The following is a 16,874-nucleotide window of genomic DNA, read 5'->3' on the forward strand; positions in this document are numbered from 1 at the left end:
GGTGTTTTCACCCTTTCTTTTTTTTGTAGAGGTCAAACAGTTGGTGTGCGGCACTTACAGGGTTTAGCTCTCTATTTTCCACTTTTGCAGCAACGTCTTTGATTTCCTCTTTTACCAGTCTATTAAATTCCTGCTTCAAAAGCCCATCCAGTTTCTGGTGCATCCATTGCAGGTTTTGCTGCGATCGCTGATGCGCCAGGTAGCCATTCGCAATCATCTTTTCGTTGAACGACTCAATCAAGGTCCATAACTCACCTATCCCCTCGCCAAGTAGAGCAGAGCATGTTGTTACCTGAGTAACCCAGCCGGAAGAGGGCAGCGAGAAGTAGTGGGTCACTTGTTTGAGTTCCTGGAGCGTCTTCCGAACTGCTGGCATGTTGTCGCCGTCTGCCTTGTTGATCACAATGGCGTCGGCCATCTCCATGATCCCCTTCTTTATCCCTTGCAGGTCATCGCCTGCACCAGCGATAGTTAGCAGCAAGAAGAAGTCGCACATGTCTCTTACCAGGGTCTCCGATTGACCTACGCCCACGGTCTCTATCAGAATGACATCGAACCCGGCCGCTTCACACAGTAACATGGCTTCACGTGACTGATCTGCCACGCCCCCCAGAGTTGAGCCCGTAGGAGTGGGCCTTATATAGGCATTTGGGTTGACGGCCAGCTTATTCATCCTTGTCTTGTCGCCCAGGATGCTACCTTTGGTCTGCTTGCTGGACGGATCAACTGCCAATACGGCCACCTTTTTTCCTACGCTGACCAGGTATTCGCCAAAGGCTTCTATAAAGGTGCTTTTCCCAACGCCCGGTGTGCCTGATACACCAATTCTTGTTGCCTTGCCCGTTTTGCTTAACAATCTGTCTATCAGTTGCTCAGCAAGCGCTCTATCAGACGGTAGTTTGCTTTCCACGAGCGTAATACCCCTGGCCAGAGCCACCCTGTCGCTCCTGATTATTCCGCTAATCAGTTCCTCTGGTGTTGGCCTTTTTGGTATATTCGTTGACATCGAAGAAAAAGTCACAGTGGTTTAAACCGACAGCAATATACGTTCGTCCTTCAAATAATTCCTTTCGTCGAAAGAACCAAAAAAAGAATTGTTCTATTTTAAGTTTAATTTGGCTTTTACTTATGTTTGTATCGTTGGTTCGTGAATATTTAGTTACTTACCAGTTGGCAAAGCAACTAATCTACTATGAAAGCAAACAGAAGAGAATTTTGGCTGGACTCGATTTTTGGAACAGCCTTCATATTCTTACTGATGTGGACGTTTTATTCCGTAACCGCATTTAAGATCTTTGACTTATTTGATCCGATTGGAGACGCTCTTGGAGACGTAGAGCTCACTGATGTGGTATTCTCCCAACTAAGGGAGCCGGCTGTTCCTGATGACAGGATTGTGCTGGTCAACCTTGGCAGGGTAAACAGGGCTGATATTGGGTATATGATTGACATTGTTAATCAGTATGAACCAAAAGTAATCGGCCTGGATACTTACTTCAGAACACCCAAAGATTCTGCTGTAGATGCCACATTGCAAGATGCGCTGTCCAGAGTGGGGAATCTTGTGATGGGCAGCAAGCTTGAAACCTTCGACGAGGATAAAAATGAATTTGATTCTCTGGGGAAATCTCTTCCAAGGTTCACTCAGTATGCTGAGACGGGTTTTGTTAATTTTATTACAGATGCCCAAACTCAGGAAGAACTGAAAATGACCCGGGAGTTTACTCCCAAGGAGATGGTAGCAGGGCAGCAAGAGTTGGCATTTGCAGTGAAACTGGCTCAGTACCTGGAACCAGAGAAAGTAGACAGGTTGTTGAAGAGAGATAATGAGAAGGAAACGATTAATTATAGGGGAAACGTGATGGACTATGGTGCCTCAGTGTATGGCACAATGTTTTTTGCCCTTGATATTAATGATGTTTTTAACCAGAATTTCGACCCGTCTCTGATTAAGGATAAGATTGTGATCTTCTGCTTTCTAGGAGAGTACCTTGGTGATAGACTTACAATAGAAGACAAGTACTATTCGCCGATTAACTCGCAGTTTGCAGGAAGATCCTATCCGGATATGTTTGGGGGTGTTGTGCATGCCAACATTGTGGCAATGATCCTTAATGAGGATTATATAGATGCCATGGATGATACAACCGGCGCTATAATTGGTGTGCTATTGTGTTTGATCAATGTAGCGGCTTTCTCTTACATATACAGAGTGTATTCCAAATGGTACGACGGTGCCACTAAATTGATACAGTTGGTAGAAGTTTTGGGAATTAGTGTAATGAATGTAATTGTGTTGGATAAATTCAATTATAAGCCGGAGTTAACCATTGGCATGGTGGCTATAGCCCTTGCCGGCGACTCTCTGGAAGTATATTACAGCGTGGTGAAGAATTCAGTCACCGGGCTTTTTAAAAGTAGAAAAAGAAAAATTAAATTGTAAAACATTAAAAATTAGACCTATGAAAATGAGAACAATTCTTTTGACGTTCTTGGTATTGCTGACTTTTTTGAGCAGCAGTGTATTGGCTCAGGGTTATGAGTTTCGGGTATTGGCTAACAAAGGTGAAAACCAGGTAAAAAAGGCTGGTACAAGTCAGGCAGAAACCTTGAAAACTGGCGCAACGCTTGCAAAAGGTGATCAAATCATCGCTGCAAATGGCGCTTACATCGGATTGGTTCACAGCAGCGGTAAAACCACTGAGATAAGAACTCCTGGCACTGTGAAGATAGACGATTTGTCGGCGAAAATTGCGGCCACAAGCTCTACTACTGCTAGCCGTTATACTAACTACATAGCTGCTAAAATGAACGAAAGCGATGGTGGCGGAAACTACCGGTCAAACATGAAAGCGACTGGTGCTGTTGAAAGAAAGGTTGGCGGTGCAATTAAAGTGATGCTTCCAAATTCAGTTGACATTTATGGCAATAGTGCAATAATTCGCTGGGATGGTTTGGAAGATGATGGGACGACTTACATAGTGACTGTGAAGAATATCTTCGACGAGGAAGTAGCTAAGATAGAAACTGATCAGACGGCTTATGAGCTTGACTTTACAAGCCCCAAACTGGCCCAGGAGAGATTGGTTATCCTCAATGTGAAAGTAAAAGGGAATGAAGATGTTAAGTCAGATGACTTCGGTATCAAGCGTCTTTCAAACACTGAGTCTGCCAAGGTAAACGAAAACATCAAAGACCTGAAGAGTGAAGTAAACGAAGAAACGCCGCTGAATAAGATCATTTATGCTTCTTTCTTCGAAGAAAACAACCTTGTGCTTGATGCGCTGACTAAGTATGAAGAGGCCATCGAGATGTCTCCTGAAGTACAGGACTTCCAGGACATGTATCAGAGCTTCCTTGTAAAGAATGGCCTTGTTGCCACTGCTAACTAAGGCGAATTTTAAAAAAAAAGATAAAAAGGGGCGCAAGCCCCTTTTTTTATGCCCATATTCTGACAAAATGAAAGCGGCTGGATTTAGGCAAGAGAGGCGAACAATAGAAACGGAATTGTTAGGGCAATGGTCATGTTAAGCGCCCAGTCCCAGAAATTCTGAACTGGTTCCAATAGATCGATCTGATTGCAAAACAACTCCTTAGCGACCAGCCCCCTTCCGGCTAGCGAGACACGTCCAAAAATCTACAGGTAGCTGTTCATCAGACTGCCACTGTCGTCACTCTAAAGCTATGGGTTGCTGAGCCCCACCAGAGACCAGGCTAACAACAAAAAAAGAGACTACCTTTCGACAGTCTCCCTCAAGTTCGATCATGTAATAGAGATCAATCCAATCCTATCATTACAAAAGGCCCCCAATAGATTGGGTCACGATACTCATTCCTTATTTCTTTCTTGGCATCAATGAAAGCCCTGCGCTTGTCGCCGGTAGTGATCCATTTCTGGTAAAACTTCACCATGAGCTGCTGTGTGGCTTCATCAGATACTTTGAACAAACTCATGATGATTGTTTTGGCTCCGGCAACCAAAAAAGCTCGTTGCAAGCCATACACACCTTCTCCGGCTTCCATTTCACCTAAGCCTGTTTCGCAGGCACTGAGCACTACCAGGTCTGTTTGATCCAGGTTGAGGTTCATGGCCTCATAGGCGGTTAGGATGCCACTCTGGCTGTTATAGTTGTAGGCGCTTTCGTTCAAAATATCGCCAGCACCTGCCATGAGCAGTCCGGAACGCAGCAAAGGGTTGTCATATGCTTTCGATTCGTTGAGTCCGGCAAATATGTTGTTTTCCTCGATCGCCGGCTGGAAGAAACCGTGTGTGGCAATGTGAAATACTTTTGGGCTTTTCATCAGCTTAACCTGATCCTCACCCGCCTTCATCTCAAGATAGTCCTGGGTTTTCCAGCCATTGTCGTTAAGCAGCTTTTTGAGTTCAACAACTTCTTCATGCGTGCCAGGAAGTCGCTGTACTTCACTCATGCCAATACTTTTGGTTAAGTTGTCGTTGCCGGAAGATGCTCCTTCCGATTTTACATAAAAAATAGGGTCTCCAAACATCAACGCCAGGTTTTCAGCAGGTGCCTGTGCTTTCTTTTTCTTATTTCTGTTCACAAGATCCCTGGTATTACTTACCAGGATGATATTGGAATTATCGAGTACGTATTTGCCATCGCCAGTTGGTATGGCCTCCAAATTGATTTGATTATAAACACCGTCGGCCGAAAGGTAGATCGTAGAGGTTTGCCCAACAGCTTCAACGATAGGCTTCCAGAACTGATCATAGGAATACTCATCCTCAATCTTAAATTTAATACTGTTTCGATACAGCTTCATGTATCTGCCTTCGAGGGCTGCGCCGTTTCTCAGCAGCACCAGTTGTGGTTTGCTGCGCTTTTCATTGTCGACATAGATGACAGCGTACATTACCGAATCAGTAAAATCATGGTCGAAGTAACGGAACCTCACAATTTCAACCCCTTTTTCATTCTCGCCCAGGGCTGCTTTTACATCCTGCCACGTGATAACATTGTTGTCGACGCCTTCTCCAAATACTTCCGACTTCAAGCTGAGCTGTTTCTCCAGCGCTTCCATCTCTTGTACCAGTTGAGCCGGATTCACATTGTTTTCCAGCAGCTGATCGTTTGACATGGAAAGGGCATTGGTTAGCTGTGCTTTTTTGGCTATCCAACTGCTGTACATATTTATCAACGTGCTGTCTCCGCTGGAAAGAATACGGGTTCTGATTTTTATTGAGGTATTCAGCAGGAGTGCCTTGGTGAGCAAAGCGTTATTGTAAATGTCACCTATCAGGTCCTCTTTCTTGTCGATCCGTGTAAGCGCCAATGTGTTGTAGAACTCGTAGTCGGACTTAATGGTGTTCCAAAATTTGGCTTTTTCTCTTTCACTCAGAGCGGGGAAGTAGGTCTTTATAAACTCCTGATAGTTGGCCAGTGTCTCTTCAATAGTATTCTGCGCCTTTCTAATGTCCCCATTCATGTAGTAAGTTTTAGCCAGCTTCGACAGCACTTTCACATACTCCGGGTGAGAAGTGGAGAAAAATTTGGCGTACGTCTTTAGGGCATCCTGGTAAAAATTGTCTGCCCTGTCGTATTGCCTCTTTTGGTACTGGATGTCACCTTTCAGCGTGTTGACTACAGCAGCATTAACGTTATTCCGCTTTCCTATTCGGTCTTTCCAGATCGTCCACGCTTCTTCAAGGTACTGGAGGGAAATGTCATATTCGCCCGCATAAATACTCACAGTGGCCAAATCTTTCAATACTTCAGCATAGAGCGGGTTTTTGCTGCCCAGTTTGGCTCCGACAATTTTTTCTGCCTCAACGAGTAAGTCTTGTTGCTGCTTAAAACTGGCGCCGTCGTAAAATTTGATCATTCCTAGCTGGGCAAGCGAACGGCCTACATCAACATGGCTTCTTCCAAATTGTTTTTCCTGATTGGTAATCGCCTGAGAAATAAATTGCTCCGCTTTTTCATAATCTCCTATCGTTGTGTAGAGTCGGGATAAGGTTATTAAGCTGCTGGCTAGCTTGGAGGAAGAGGCTGGAAACACAGCTGTTGCTATGTTAAGAGATCTTCTTGCGAACGACTCCGCATCGGTATACTCGCCGGCAGCCAGCTTTAATTGGGCCTTCAAAACCAGCGGGCGCAAAAGGTGCCTGCTTGTGGTGCCGAATTGGCCTTCCGTTTTCTTCAGGTATTTATCGACCAGGTCCGTTGCGTCGCTGTATCTGCCCAAATGATAGTATAGCTCGGCAAGGTCTTCCGTGTTTTGCCCGGCAGAGCCCAGTCGGTTCAGTCCACTCTTAATTTTGATTCGTTCTGACTCGAAAAGAAGGTCTTCCGCCTCGTCGTAAAGACCTTGAATAACCATCAGCCTTGCTTTGGTTGTCAATAAACTAGTATAATGGAGCGTTTCCTCAAGAGAGGAAGGTTTGGCAAGGATATCGGTTGCTTCCTGAATGTTTTTTTCTGCTTTCTCATATTCTCCAATGTTCATTTGCAGAGACGCAATCTTATTCAACTCAACACCATAGTTTACATCCTTGTTGTCGTATTTCACACGGGATACATTCAGTGCTTTGTCAAGTGTTTTTGATGCATTACTGAAATCGTCATTTTCCTCATAAAACTGCGCCAAATGGTTGAGGGTGTTCACATATTCAACATGGCCTTGAGAAAACTCCTTTTCAATCACTCCATGGAAGCTCTCATCATATATTTTCTTTGCCTCAGCAAACTTGTCCGAGTATTCGACCAGGTAGTTGGCTTGCAGCACCCTCGACAAGTGATACTCTGGGGCATCGGCACCGAGCATGTCCTTTTCAATTTTAAGGATATCAAGAAGGTACTTTTCCGCATTTTCCGCATTATTGTTTAGCTGGGCAGCACGGTAGGCGAATTCAAGTATCCTTCGTCTCTCAGGGTGAATTTCAGGGTAAAGGTTACCGTAAGCCTTAGAGGCAGCATCTTTTTCCTGCCCGAATACCTTTGTGCTGGGTGCATTGATATCCATCGGCAGGGTTTCAAGCCGTGCCCGATTGAGGCTTCCCTTTTCAAAGCTCTTATTAAGTATCGCCCTGAATTGGTTGGTGTTGTTGCTTGTCTTTGAATAATTGTCGATTCTCCAATACGAGCGAATCAGGCTTTCCATCATGTCCAGCCTGGCGATATGTGACGCTGAGTGAATCCGCATCGTATTTTTAAGGGCATCCTCATACAGGTCGGGCAGGGCAGAGGGATCGATTCCATTTTCCTCCAACAGCTTGGCATTGAGGTAAAGCGTTTGGCTGTAAATAAGCGGATTCTTGCCCAACTCCTTGCCAATCCATTGCTGAGTAAAAATAAAGGCCGAATCTGATCTGATATAGTCTCCCATCAGTCTGAACGCATCAGCTTTATGCATCAATAATTCACCATAAGCACCCTTTAGGCTGGCGATGAGCTCTTTACCGCTGGCCGACTGGTATGCCGTTTGCGCAGTAGTCAGATTGCTGTTGATATATTTGACTACATCGGCATAAAAGCCTTTGCCTTTCAGTATTCTTGTTTGAAGCAAAGCCAGCTTTATTTTCATTTCCTCATTGGAGGCACCACTTGCTTCTAACACCGCCGTGGCTTTTGTAAGAAGTTCCTTCGAGTTGACGAAATGCCCATAGTCCGCCCAAACATGTGCTGCTTCGTAAAGCAGAAGACCATGATCCACAGAGCTTTCTCCATTTACCTTAGCGCTCATGGCCACTCCTCTGGCTATCTTATCGGCCATGTCCTTGTGTAGCCCCGCAGCCCAGTCTATTTGCGCCTCAAGCACCAGGGCACTCGCCAGATACTTGTTTTCTGCTCCCAATTTTTTGGTGGTCTTTTTAACGATTTTACTGGCCGACTTTTTAGCCTTAGGGTAGTCGCCTACCGCATAGGAGTCATTGGCTTTTTTAAATAATTTTGGCCAGTTCTGGGCAAAAACGTTGCTATTTAGCCCAGCGCAAAGCAAAAAGACAGTAAGAGAAAGTAAATGCTTGAATGAATTTTTCATGCTTCAAAAAGTTGATGATGTGTAAAGTCAAATGCTCATTAATTTCCTGAGAATAGAGATGGCCGCTTTTGGGATCACTGTTCCCGGGCCAAATATGTCAATAACGCCTTCACTATATAAAAAATCAAAATCTTTCGTCGGGATTACACCCCCAGCTACTACTTTGATGTCGCTCCTTCCAATTACCTTTAGCTGGTGAATCAACTTTGGAACGAGCGTCTTGTGCCCGCCTGCCAGGGTCGAAACGCCAATGACGTGGACGTCGTTTTCGGCTGCCTGCATGGCTACTTCCTCGGGCGTTTGAAACAGTGGGCCAATATCTACGTCGAAGCCAAGATCGGCAAAGCTTGTAGCAATCACTTTGGCACCCCTGTCATGGCCATCCTGTCCCATTTTTGCCACCAGAATCCGAGGCCTTCTCCCATCCAGTTCTTCAAACTGATCGGTTAACTTCCTTGCCGTCGTTATGTCATTGCTGGAACCCGATTCGCTGGCATAAACGCCAGCTATCGATTTGATGACCGCCTTATGTCTGCCAAATGCTTCTTCCATAGCAGAGGAGATTTCACCGAGGGTAGCTCTCGACCGGGCAGCGTTTACCGCTTTTTCCAGAAGATTGCCCTTGCCGGTCTGAGCACATTTGGTCAAATCTTCTAAAACTACAGCAACCTTGGAGTCATTTCTGCTCGATTTGAGTCTGGCAAGTCTTTGGATTTGCTTCGCTCTTACAGCCGCATTGTCAACCTCAAGTAGCTCTATATCAGTTTTTTCTTTCGTAATATACCTATTAATTCCTACAATTATATCTTGCTGCGAGTCAATCCTCGCTTGTTTTTTTGCAGCAGCTTCTTCTATTCTCATTTTAGGCAGGCCGCTTTCGATGGCCTTGGTCATGCCACCAAGTGCTTCCACCTCTTCTATCAGCGCCCAGCTTTTTTCAATTAATTCGTTGGTTAGGTATTCTAAATAGTGAGAGCCTCCCCACGGATCGACTACTTTGGTGATGTTGGTCTCTTCCTGCAGATATAGCTGGGTGTTTCTCGCTATTCTGGCCGAGAAGTCTGTCGGCAGAGCAATAGCTTCGTCGAGGGCATTGGTGTGCAGCGACTGTGTGCCACCAAACACCGCTGCCATTGCCTCAATGGTTGTCCGGGCCACATTATTGAATGGATCTTGTTCGGTAAGGCTCCACCCGGAGGTTTGGCAGTGTGTTCGCAGCGAAAGCGATTTGCTGTTCTCAGGACTGAATTGACTTACCAGCTGTGCCCACAGCACTCTGGCTGCCCTCAGTTTGGCGATTTCCATGAAGTGATTCATGCCTATGCCCCAAAAAAAAGAGAGCCGTGGCGCAAACTCATCAATTTTGAGCCCGGCCGCCAGCCCTGTTCTTATATATTCCAGGCCATCGGCCAGGGTGTAAGCCAACTCCAGATCGGCAGGAGCGCCTGCCTCGTGCATATGGTAGCCACTGATCGAAATGCTGTTGAAGCGAGGCATGTGCCTGGCCGTATATTCAAAAATATCTCCAACAATTCGCATGGACGGTACAGGAGGGTAGATGTAGGTATTTCTCACCATAAACTCCTTGAGGATGTCATTCTGAATAGTGCCGCTTAGTTCGTTGGGCTTCACCCCTTGTTCTTCTGCCGCTACTATGTAGAATGCCATGATCGGGAGAACAGCTCCGTTCATGGTCATCGACACTGAAATCTTATCGAGGGGAATTTGGTCGAAAAGGATCTTCATGTCTTCCACCGAATCAATGGCTACACCAGCCTTACCTACATCTCCCTCTACTCTTGGGTGATCGGAGTCGTAGCCCCTGTGGGTGGCCAGGTCGAAAGCCACCGAAAGACCTTTTTGCCCCATTGCCAGGTTCTTCCGGTAAAACGCATTGGAGTCTTCGGCAGTCGAGAAACCCGCATATTGCCTGATCGTCCAGGGCCTGCTTGTGTACATCGTGCTGTAGGGGCCTCTGAGGAACGGAGGCAGTCCGGCCGCAAAAGCGCCCTGAATGACTTTTTCTCGATGCTCTTTGCCGAACATGGATGGCACATCAATACCTTCTGCACTTTTCCAGGTGGCTATCCCTGCAGAAGGTTGTTTCCATGGAGCAGACACGGGGTTAAATGGAATTTTTGTGAAGTCAGGTGTTTTCATATGCCAAATAGCTTTTGGTAGGAGGAGAGCGTTTTGACAAAATCGGATTTAAGATGGATGAAGCTGTCAATACCCGCTTTTATCAGTTGCTCTTTATTATCCGCTGGATTACCCGCCAGCACTATATGAGCATCTGGGAATTGTTCTTTTAGTGACTTAAATACGGAAGGGCCTGTTTCAATATAGTCGCTGTCAGAGCTGCAAACGACAATGATCTGAGCTTCTTTTGGGAAAGGAACTAAATTATTTGCCGACCATTGCACCCATTCAGCGACATCTATGCCGGCGGCAGGCAGCAGTCCTCTCACAAAATTATACCTCGCCAGCGAAGCCTGCTTGTCACCAAAGAAAACGGCCATAGCAGCAGGTCTGGACTGCCCGGGATGCTTTGCGAGATAGTCTTCCATCTTGATCCGGAGGCGTTCAAACGAGGAGAGCAGCGAGCCCTCGCCGTTATAGCTTTTGAGAGTGGGAAACGACTCAAAAAGACTCAGGTCGCAAAAATTATTTACGCCAACAACGTTCAGCTTTCGACTGGCAATCAACGCTCTCTCTTTTTCTTGGAACTTATTTGCTTCGTTCTGCCAATAGCCGCCCGCAAGTGAGCTCGAAAAACCGCCTGAAGATTCTATTTTTTGCATCTTTGTCCAGCCTTCACTGGCCAATTCTTCACTTAATTTCTCGAGAAAGTAAGACCCCGCCATGGGGTCACAGTTTTTGTCAAAATAGCTTTCATCCCGGAGAAGGTTCGAGATGTTTCTTGAAATTCTCCGGGAAAATTGGCCAAGCGAGAAGGGGTTTCTGCTATCGAAGCCCGGTGTCGATAGGTAATTAGCTCCCCCATTAAGCCCAGCCATAGCCGCAGATGTCATACGAATAAGGTTGACATAGGGATCAACAACCGAGTGTGTATTGACATTGGCCTGGCTGTATATCTTGATATCTGCGGGAGACACTTTGCTACCATCAAAATGATTGGCAGCCTGAGAGAGAACAACTTTGATGGCTTTGATTTTAGCCATCTCATGAAAGAAGTCTCTGCCGATGCTTACACAGACAATCGTTCTGTCTACAATGCTATCAATAGAGACACCAGCGCTGCTCAGCTTTTTGCATCTTTCAATGAACGCCAACAGAAGGTATGCGATCTGACCTGTTGGTGAAAGTGAACTGGTAAGTTCTGATGTGGCGTCAAAGCAATGGGGGCGAAACGATTTCCCTTGAGGAAAAAGCGCCTCAATTCTCAGTATCTCGTCTGAATCAGACACAGGGTCGTAAAACAAAAAGCCGGGAAGAATGTCTTTTTTCAGGAAGGAACCGGAAAAAAGACGCTGAAAAAATGCTTCCTCAGCCTCACCCCATTGATACACCTGAAAGGCATTCTGACAATACTCAAAGGCAATATCTTTAAATAAAGTAACATGGGCCGACTGATCAATTTCTTTTAGTTGCCACAAAATCCCATCAGCTCCCTGGCCCAAAGATTCCAGGGCTATTTCGTTAGCGTCTTTATTATCAGCGACTTGAGTGTCTATGGTTATTGAGTCGAGGTAGTGCCAAAGCCTTCCCATCTGTTGGTCAGGCAGTAACTCGGCATTGGCGTTCCCGGCAAGGGAGAAGAAAGCGTCAGTTTTCTCATAATAAGGTTGAATAATAACATCGGGGTCGTAGTGCCATTGCAAAGAATCTAATTGCTTTGACTTCAATTCTCTCAATGCATTTTCTTTCCAAAGAGAATGATTGGATGGAGGGAAATTGGACATGTCCCATTTACTCATAAGCTATTCTTATTTTTGAGTCAAGTGTTAGCAAAGATAAAGTATTTTGAGTGGGACGAACATTAAATTTATATAGACAGGCGGGCTCTTTGAATTGCCAAAAAAGAGATTTAAGTTTGTTTCATAACATTTAGGTAATAATTGTATTTTTTAAAGAATTTTCACCTATAAACGCTGTTTTTATTTGACAATTCGACAATCCAAAAAGTCAAGCGTCGTAGTGTTTTTTTATTACTTTTTTTTTTGACACCTTTGATGTTACCTCCTGTTCAGAAAGGAGAATCACTGCAACAATAACAACATTTTTTAATCCACCATGCATCAACAAATCTGGGAAAACTGTCTGAATTTAGTTAAGCATGAGATACAGGAACAAAGCTTCAAAACGTGGTTTCTGCCCATTACACCAATAAAATTAGACAAAAGTGTTTTGACCATACAGGTGCCTAGCCAGTTTTTCTACGAATGGCTTGAGGATAATTATGTTCATATTTTAAGGAAGGCAATACTTCAGGAATTAGGGCCCAGCGGAAGATTGGAATATTCCGTGGTGATAGACAGAGGAAATGAGCAGGCAAAGCCTTTGACTGTTAATTATCCGGTAAACAAGGCTCCTGGCCGTTTTGGACAAAATCATGTTGGAAATGGACAAAATGTGCAACAAAGCCCCGCAGTGACGCCAGAATTCTTAACATTGACAGGCAAATTGAATCCTATCTATGTTTTCGATTCCTATATAGAAGGTGACTGCAATAGATTGGCCCGCTCAGCTGGCTATGCTGTGGCGCAAAGGCCGGGTGTTACCTCCTTCAATCCACTGATGATATACGGGGGTGTTGGTCTTGGAAAAACACACCTAGTTCAGGCGGTTGGTAACCAGATCATGGAAAGCAATCCGGATGCCAAGGTGCTTTATGTAGCATCGGAGAAGTTCACCAACCAGTTCATTGAGTCTTTGAGAAATAATGCTGTTCAGGATTTCATCAATTTCTACCAGAAAGTCGATGTGTTGATCATCGATGATGTACAGTTTCTTCGTGACAAGGAGAGAACGCAGGAAATCTTTTTTCACATCTTCAATCACCTTCATCAAAGTGGTAAGCAAATCATCATGACGTCTGATTGTCCTCCAAGAGAGCTAAAGGGCCTTCAGGAAAGACTGGTGTCGAGATTCAAGTGGGGCCTCACCGCCGACATTCAAACACCCGACTTTGAGACAAGGGTGGCTATTATTCAAAAGAAGACACAAGCGGAGGGAATTATCATTCCTGAGGATGTGCTTGAGTACCTGGCTTATACCATCGATAGCAATATCAGAGAGTTGGAAGGAGTGATGATTTCACTTATCGCCCATTCTTCGTTGGTAAAACGAGAGATCGACCTTGAGTTGGCTAAGCAGATCATAAAAAACATAGTTAACGATTACGATACTGAGGTGGGTATTGATTATATCCAAAAGGCAGTGTCTGATTACTTCAACGTGGCGTTGGAAGACTTGAAAGCCAAAACCCGTAAGAAAGAAATAGTAATTGCCCGCCAGGTGGCCATGTACTTCTCAAAAGACTACACCAACCATTCACTGAAATCTATTGGCTACCACTTTGGTGGTCGTGACCATTCCACTGTGATTCATGCAGTGCAGGCAGTCAATGACATGATCGATACCGATGCCAAGTTCAGGTATTCAGTTGACGAACTGAAGAAAAGACTTAAAATGAGGACTGTCTAGCTTCAACTGGCAGTTGATAAAAAAAGGGCGGGGTCTCCAATATTGGAGACCCCGCCCTTTTTTTATGCCTTATCAATCGAACCTGTAGGGGATATACACCCGCCTTCCTTTGGAGGTAATGCCGTCGATGACAACCTTTCCCTTGATTTTCTCCAGAATATTGGCCAGCTCCTCCGGTGTTTCGACCGGCCGGTTGTTGATGTTGGTAATGATGAAGCCTTCCGGAATATCAAGTTGCCTGAAAAAGCCATTCCTTATTTTTTTCACCCGAACGCCATTGTCAATCTTCAGAAGATCTCTTTCTACCTTCGACACCTTTTCAAACTCCACTCCCAGCTTCTCGGAGAAATAGACACTGCTCCTCAAAACTTCAGTGTTTCCCTCACCATTAAGGAGTGTTACTTGCTTCCTAACCACGTTGTCGCCTCGTTTGATATCCAGCGTGAATTTATCGCCGGGGTAGTGGTAGCCCATCAGCTCCTCAAGCTCAGTCTTGTTGTTGAGCGGCTTGTCGTTCACCCTAACGATCACATCCCCCTTTTCAAGCCCCGCCTTGTCGGCGGCGCTTCCCCTTTGTACATAAGAGGTGATTACACCATCCAGATTGCTCAGGCTGAGCTTGCCGGCAATGTCACTATCTATGTCGATGAACTCTGCCCCAATAAAGGCCTTTTGCACCTGTCCGTAGTTGATGATGTCGTTCACCACTTTTTTTACAATGTCGACAGGCACAGCAAAACCATACCCGGAATACGTACCCGTTTGTGATAAAATGGCCGTGTTAATACCTATCAACTGGCCTGACGTGTTAACTAATGCCCCGCCGCTGTTTCCAGGGTTAATGGCGGCGTCGGTTTGAATAAAGGACTCAATGGGGAACCGGTCTTTCAGTATATTGATGCTGCGGCCTTTGGCACTCACAATACCAGCGGTGACGGTGGAGGTAAGATTGAAGGGGTTGCCGACAGCCAGCACCCAGTCACCCACCCGCACATTGGCTGAGGTCGACACCTCAATGGCAGGGAGATTATTGCCCTCGATTTTTATTACAGCCAAATCGGTGGAAGGATCCGTGCCTATCAGCGTGGCGTCGTAGGTTCTCTTGTCAAGAATCACCTGAATAATATCGGCATCGTTGATCACGTGGTTGTTGGTCACTATATAGCCATCCTTGGAATAGACCACTCCTGACCCAGAGCTAACTGACTGGCTGGGCCCTCCGAAAAACCAATCCATCCAGCTACCGGTGCGGTAGTCGGTTTCGCTCACGGTTTTTACGAACACAACGCTCTTGGTGCTTCGTGCCGATGCACTGACCAGGTCTGGTAAGTCGTTTATTGCGGCTGCGTCGCTCCGGAAGGGCTCAGCTGCTGCCGGTGAAAAATTGTTGGTTTCGCCGTGGCTAACATTTTTTGAGAAATAGAAGTCCGGATCCTGTAAGCTGTTAGAGGCAATATTGCCCGAGAGCTGTGTCTCATATACAAAAGCCCCTCCAATGCCACCCAGAAAACTCAAGACTGCAATTCCAATAAATTTTTTCATAGCATCAGGTTTTAAGTATGATGAAGTCAACAGTGTTGTGCTGTTACCTAAACGTCAGTGTATTGCGTATCTTCAAAAACTGTGCAAAATAAAAACGGAAGAGGCTTGCTTAGGTTTTAGAAAGCTCATTTACTTATTTTGCGCCTTTATCATTAACTATGGGAATCAGATCAGTTCTTAGCAAGCCATTCGCCGCCTTCGTTGTGCGGGAGCAAAGAGAATGGGAGCAAAAAGCCCCTGATTATCAGCATAAAACACTTAAGCACCTCGTTAGCAAAGCCAGCAAGACGGTTTTTGGAAGTGACCACGGTTTCAAGGATATCCACACTTACGATGACTTCAAAAAGCAGGTGCCTGTCCGGGATTACGAGGCTCTGAAGCCTTACGTGGAAAAAATGCTAACCGGACAAAATGACGTACTTTGGCCGGGAAAGCCTGCCTATTTTGCAAAAACTTCAGGCACTACCTCTGGCACCAAATACATTCCCATCACCAAAGACTCCATTCCTAATCACATCAATAGCGCCCGCAATGCCATATTGAATTATGTGCATGAAACAGGAAATGCGAAGTTTTTGGACGGCAAGCTCATTTTTCTTTCCGGTAGTCCTGTGCTCGATCAAAAGGCGGGTATCAACACCGGCCGCCTGTCGGGTATTGTGAACCACCATGTGCCGGGCTACCTGCGCACTAATCAGCTGCCTTCTTACGCTACCAATTGCATGGAAGACTGGGAGGCGAAAGTTGACAAGATAGTGGAGGAAACCATTGATCAGGACATGACGCTGATCTCCGGTATTCCGCCGTGGGTGCAAATGTATTTCGACAGGATTGTGGAGAAAAAGCAGTTGCCTGTGAAGGACGTATTTAAAAACTTCTCGCTATTTATATATGGCGGGGTCAACTTCGAGCCCTATCGGCAGAAGCTTTTTGATACCATTGGGAAAAAGATCGATTCGGTGGAAACCTACCCGGCTTCCGAGGGCTTCATCGCCTTTCAGGACAAGCAGGATGATCCCGGACTCCTGCTGCTGGCGAATAGCGGTATTTTCTTCGAATTCATTCCGGCTGATGAGTATTTCAATGAATCACCCACCCGGTTAAGCCTCGACCAGGTGGAACTTAATACCAACTATGCGCTCATCATCAATAGTAACGCTGGCCTTTGGGGGTATTCTATCGGCGACACGGTGAAGTTTATTTCGAAGAACCCTTACAAATTATTGGTTACTGGGAGGATCAAGCATTTTATCTCAGCGTTTGGTGAGCATGTCATCGGTGAGGAGGTGGAAAATGCGATGAAAAAGACTTTGGAGAGCTTTCCTGAGGCAGATATTGTGGAATTTACTGTAGCCCCCAACGTGACACCTGACAGGGGACTTCCAAGGCATGAGTGGTATGTCGAGTTCAGTAAAATGCCTGCCGACATGGCGGCTTTTAAGTCATCGCTCGACAATTCGCTCCAAAAGCTGAATAGTTATTACTTCGACCTTATTTCAGGCAATATCCTCGAACAACTTCATATCATTCCAGTTAAAAAGAACGCCTTCATAGATTACATGCGCTCAATCGGGAAACTCGGGGGGCAAAACAAATTACCAAGACTTTCGAACGACAGAAAGATTGCGGAAGAACTGCTGAAGTACAAAGAATAAACACAACAC

General features: G+C 45.5%; 9 protein-coding genes. 4 read left to right on the forward strand and 5 right to left on the reverse strand.

Annotated features, from left to right (window positions below; translation table 11 throughout):
• Nucleotides 1-7: 7 nt before the first annotated feature.
• Nucleotides 8-1,006 carry a methylmalonyl Co-A mutase-associated GTPase MeaB gene (gene meaB / locus RIF36_RS03065; RefSeq protein ID WP_350129839.1) on the reverse strand — a complete coding sequence of 333 codons (999 nt, stop codon included), beginning with the start codon at nucleotides 1,004-1,006 and terminating at the stop codon, nucleotides 8-10.
• Nucleotides 1,007-1,192: 186 nt separating this feature from the next.
• Here meaB and RIF36_RS03070 point away from each other — a divergent pair, with 186 nt between their 5' ends.
• Together RIF36_RS03070 and RIF36_RS03075 are read left to right on the forward strand one after the other, a co-directional pair.
• On the forward strand, nucleotides 1,193-2,443 hold the full coding sequence (locus RIF36_RS03070; RefSeq protein WP_350077183.1) for a CHASE2 domain-containing protein: 1,251 nt from the start codon (nucleotides 1,193-1,195) through the stop codon (nucleotides 2,441-2,443).
• A 19-nt stretch (nucleotides 2,444-2,462) separates the two neighbouring features.
• Nucleotides 2,463-3,392: a hypothetical protein gene (locus RIF36_RS03075; protein ID WP_350129842.1), complete on the forward strand. Its 930-nt coding sequence runs from the start codon at nucleotides 2,463-2,465 to the stop codon at nucleotides 3,390-3,392.
• 385 nt (nucleotides 3,393-3,777) lie between these two features.
• Here RIF36_RS03075 and RIF36_RS03080 read toward each other — a convergent pair whose 3' ends face one another.
• The 3 genes from RIF36_RS03080 to RIF36_RS03090 are packed head-to-tail and all read right to left on the reverse strand — an operon-like array spanning nucleotide 3,778 to nucleotide 11,939.
• Nucleotides 3,778-8,001: a CHAT domain-containing protein gene (locus RIF36_RS03080; protein ID WP_350129845.1), complete on the reverse strand. Its 4,224-nt coding sequence runs from the start codon at nucleotides 7,999-8,001 to the stop codon at nucleotides 3,778-3,780.
• Nucleotides 8,002-8,028: 27 nt separating this feature from the next.
• Entirely contained in the window at nucleotides 8,029-10,161 is a 2,133-nt protein-coding gene (scpA, locus tag RIF36_RS03085) for a methylmalonyl-CoA mutase (RefSeq protein ID WP_350129848.1), read from the reverse strand.
• On the reverse strand, nucleotides 10,158-11,939 hold the full coding sequence (locus RIF36_RS03090; protein WP_350129851.1) for a methylmalonyl-CoA mutase family protein: 1,782 nt from the start codon (nucleotides 11,937-11,939) through the stop codon (nucleotides 10,158-10,160). Before RIF36_RS03090 ends, scpA begins: the two co-directional genes overlap by 4 nt.
• A gap of 316 nt (nucleotides 11,940-12,255) precedes the next feature.
• Between RIF36_RS03090 and dnaA the strand changes: the two genes are divergently transcribed.
• Nucleotides 12,256-13,668, forward strand: coding sequence for a chromosomal replication initiator protein DnaA (dnaA, locus tag RIF36_RS03095; protein WP_151999681.1), 1,413 nt, complete (start codon nucleotides 12,256-12,258; stop codon nucleotides 13,666-13,668).
• Nucleotides 13,669-13,740: 72 nt separating this feature from the next.
• On the opposite strand, the gene RIF36_RS03100 is transcribed toward dnaA, so the two are convergent.
• Entirely contained in the window at nucleotides 13,741-15,210 is a 1,470-nt protein-coding gene (locus RIF36_RS03100) for a S1C family serine protease (RefSeq protein WP_350129698.1), read from the reverse strand.
• 158 nt (nucleotides 15,211-15,368) lie between these two features.
• Here RIF36_RS03100 and RIF36_RS03105 point away from each other — a divergent pair, with 158 nt between their 5' ends.
• Nucleotides 15,369-16,865 (forward strand): GH3 auxin-responsive promoter family protein, encoded by a 1,497-nt coding sequence (locus tag RIF36_RS03105; RefSeq protein WP_350129701.1) that lies wholly within the window; start codon nucleotides 15,369-15,371, stop codon nucleotides 16,863-16,865.
• Nucleotides 16,866-16,874: the final 9 nt, after the last annotated feature.

This window comes from Imperialibacter sp., assembly GCF_040222815.1.
Lineage (GTDB): Bacteria > Bacteroidota > Bacteroidia > Cytophagales > Cyclobacteriaceae > Imperialibacter.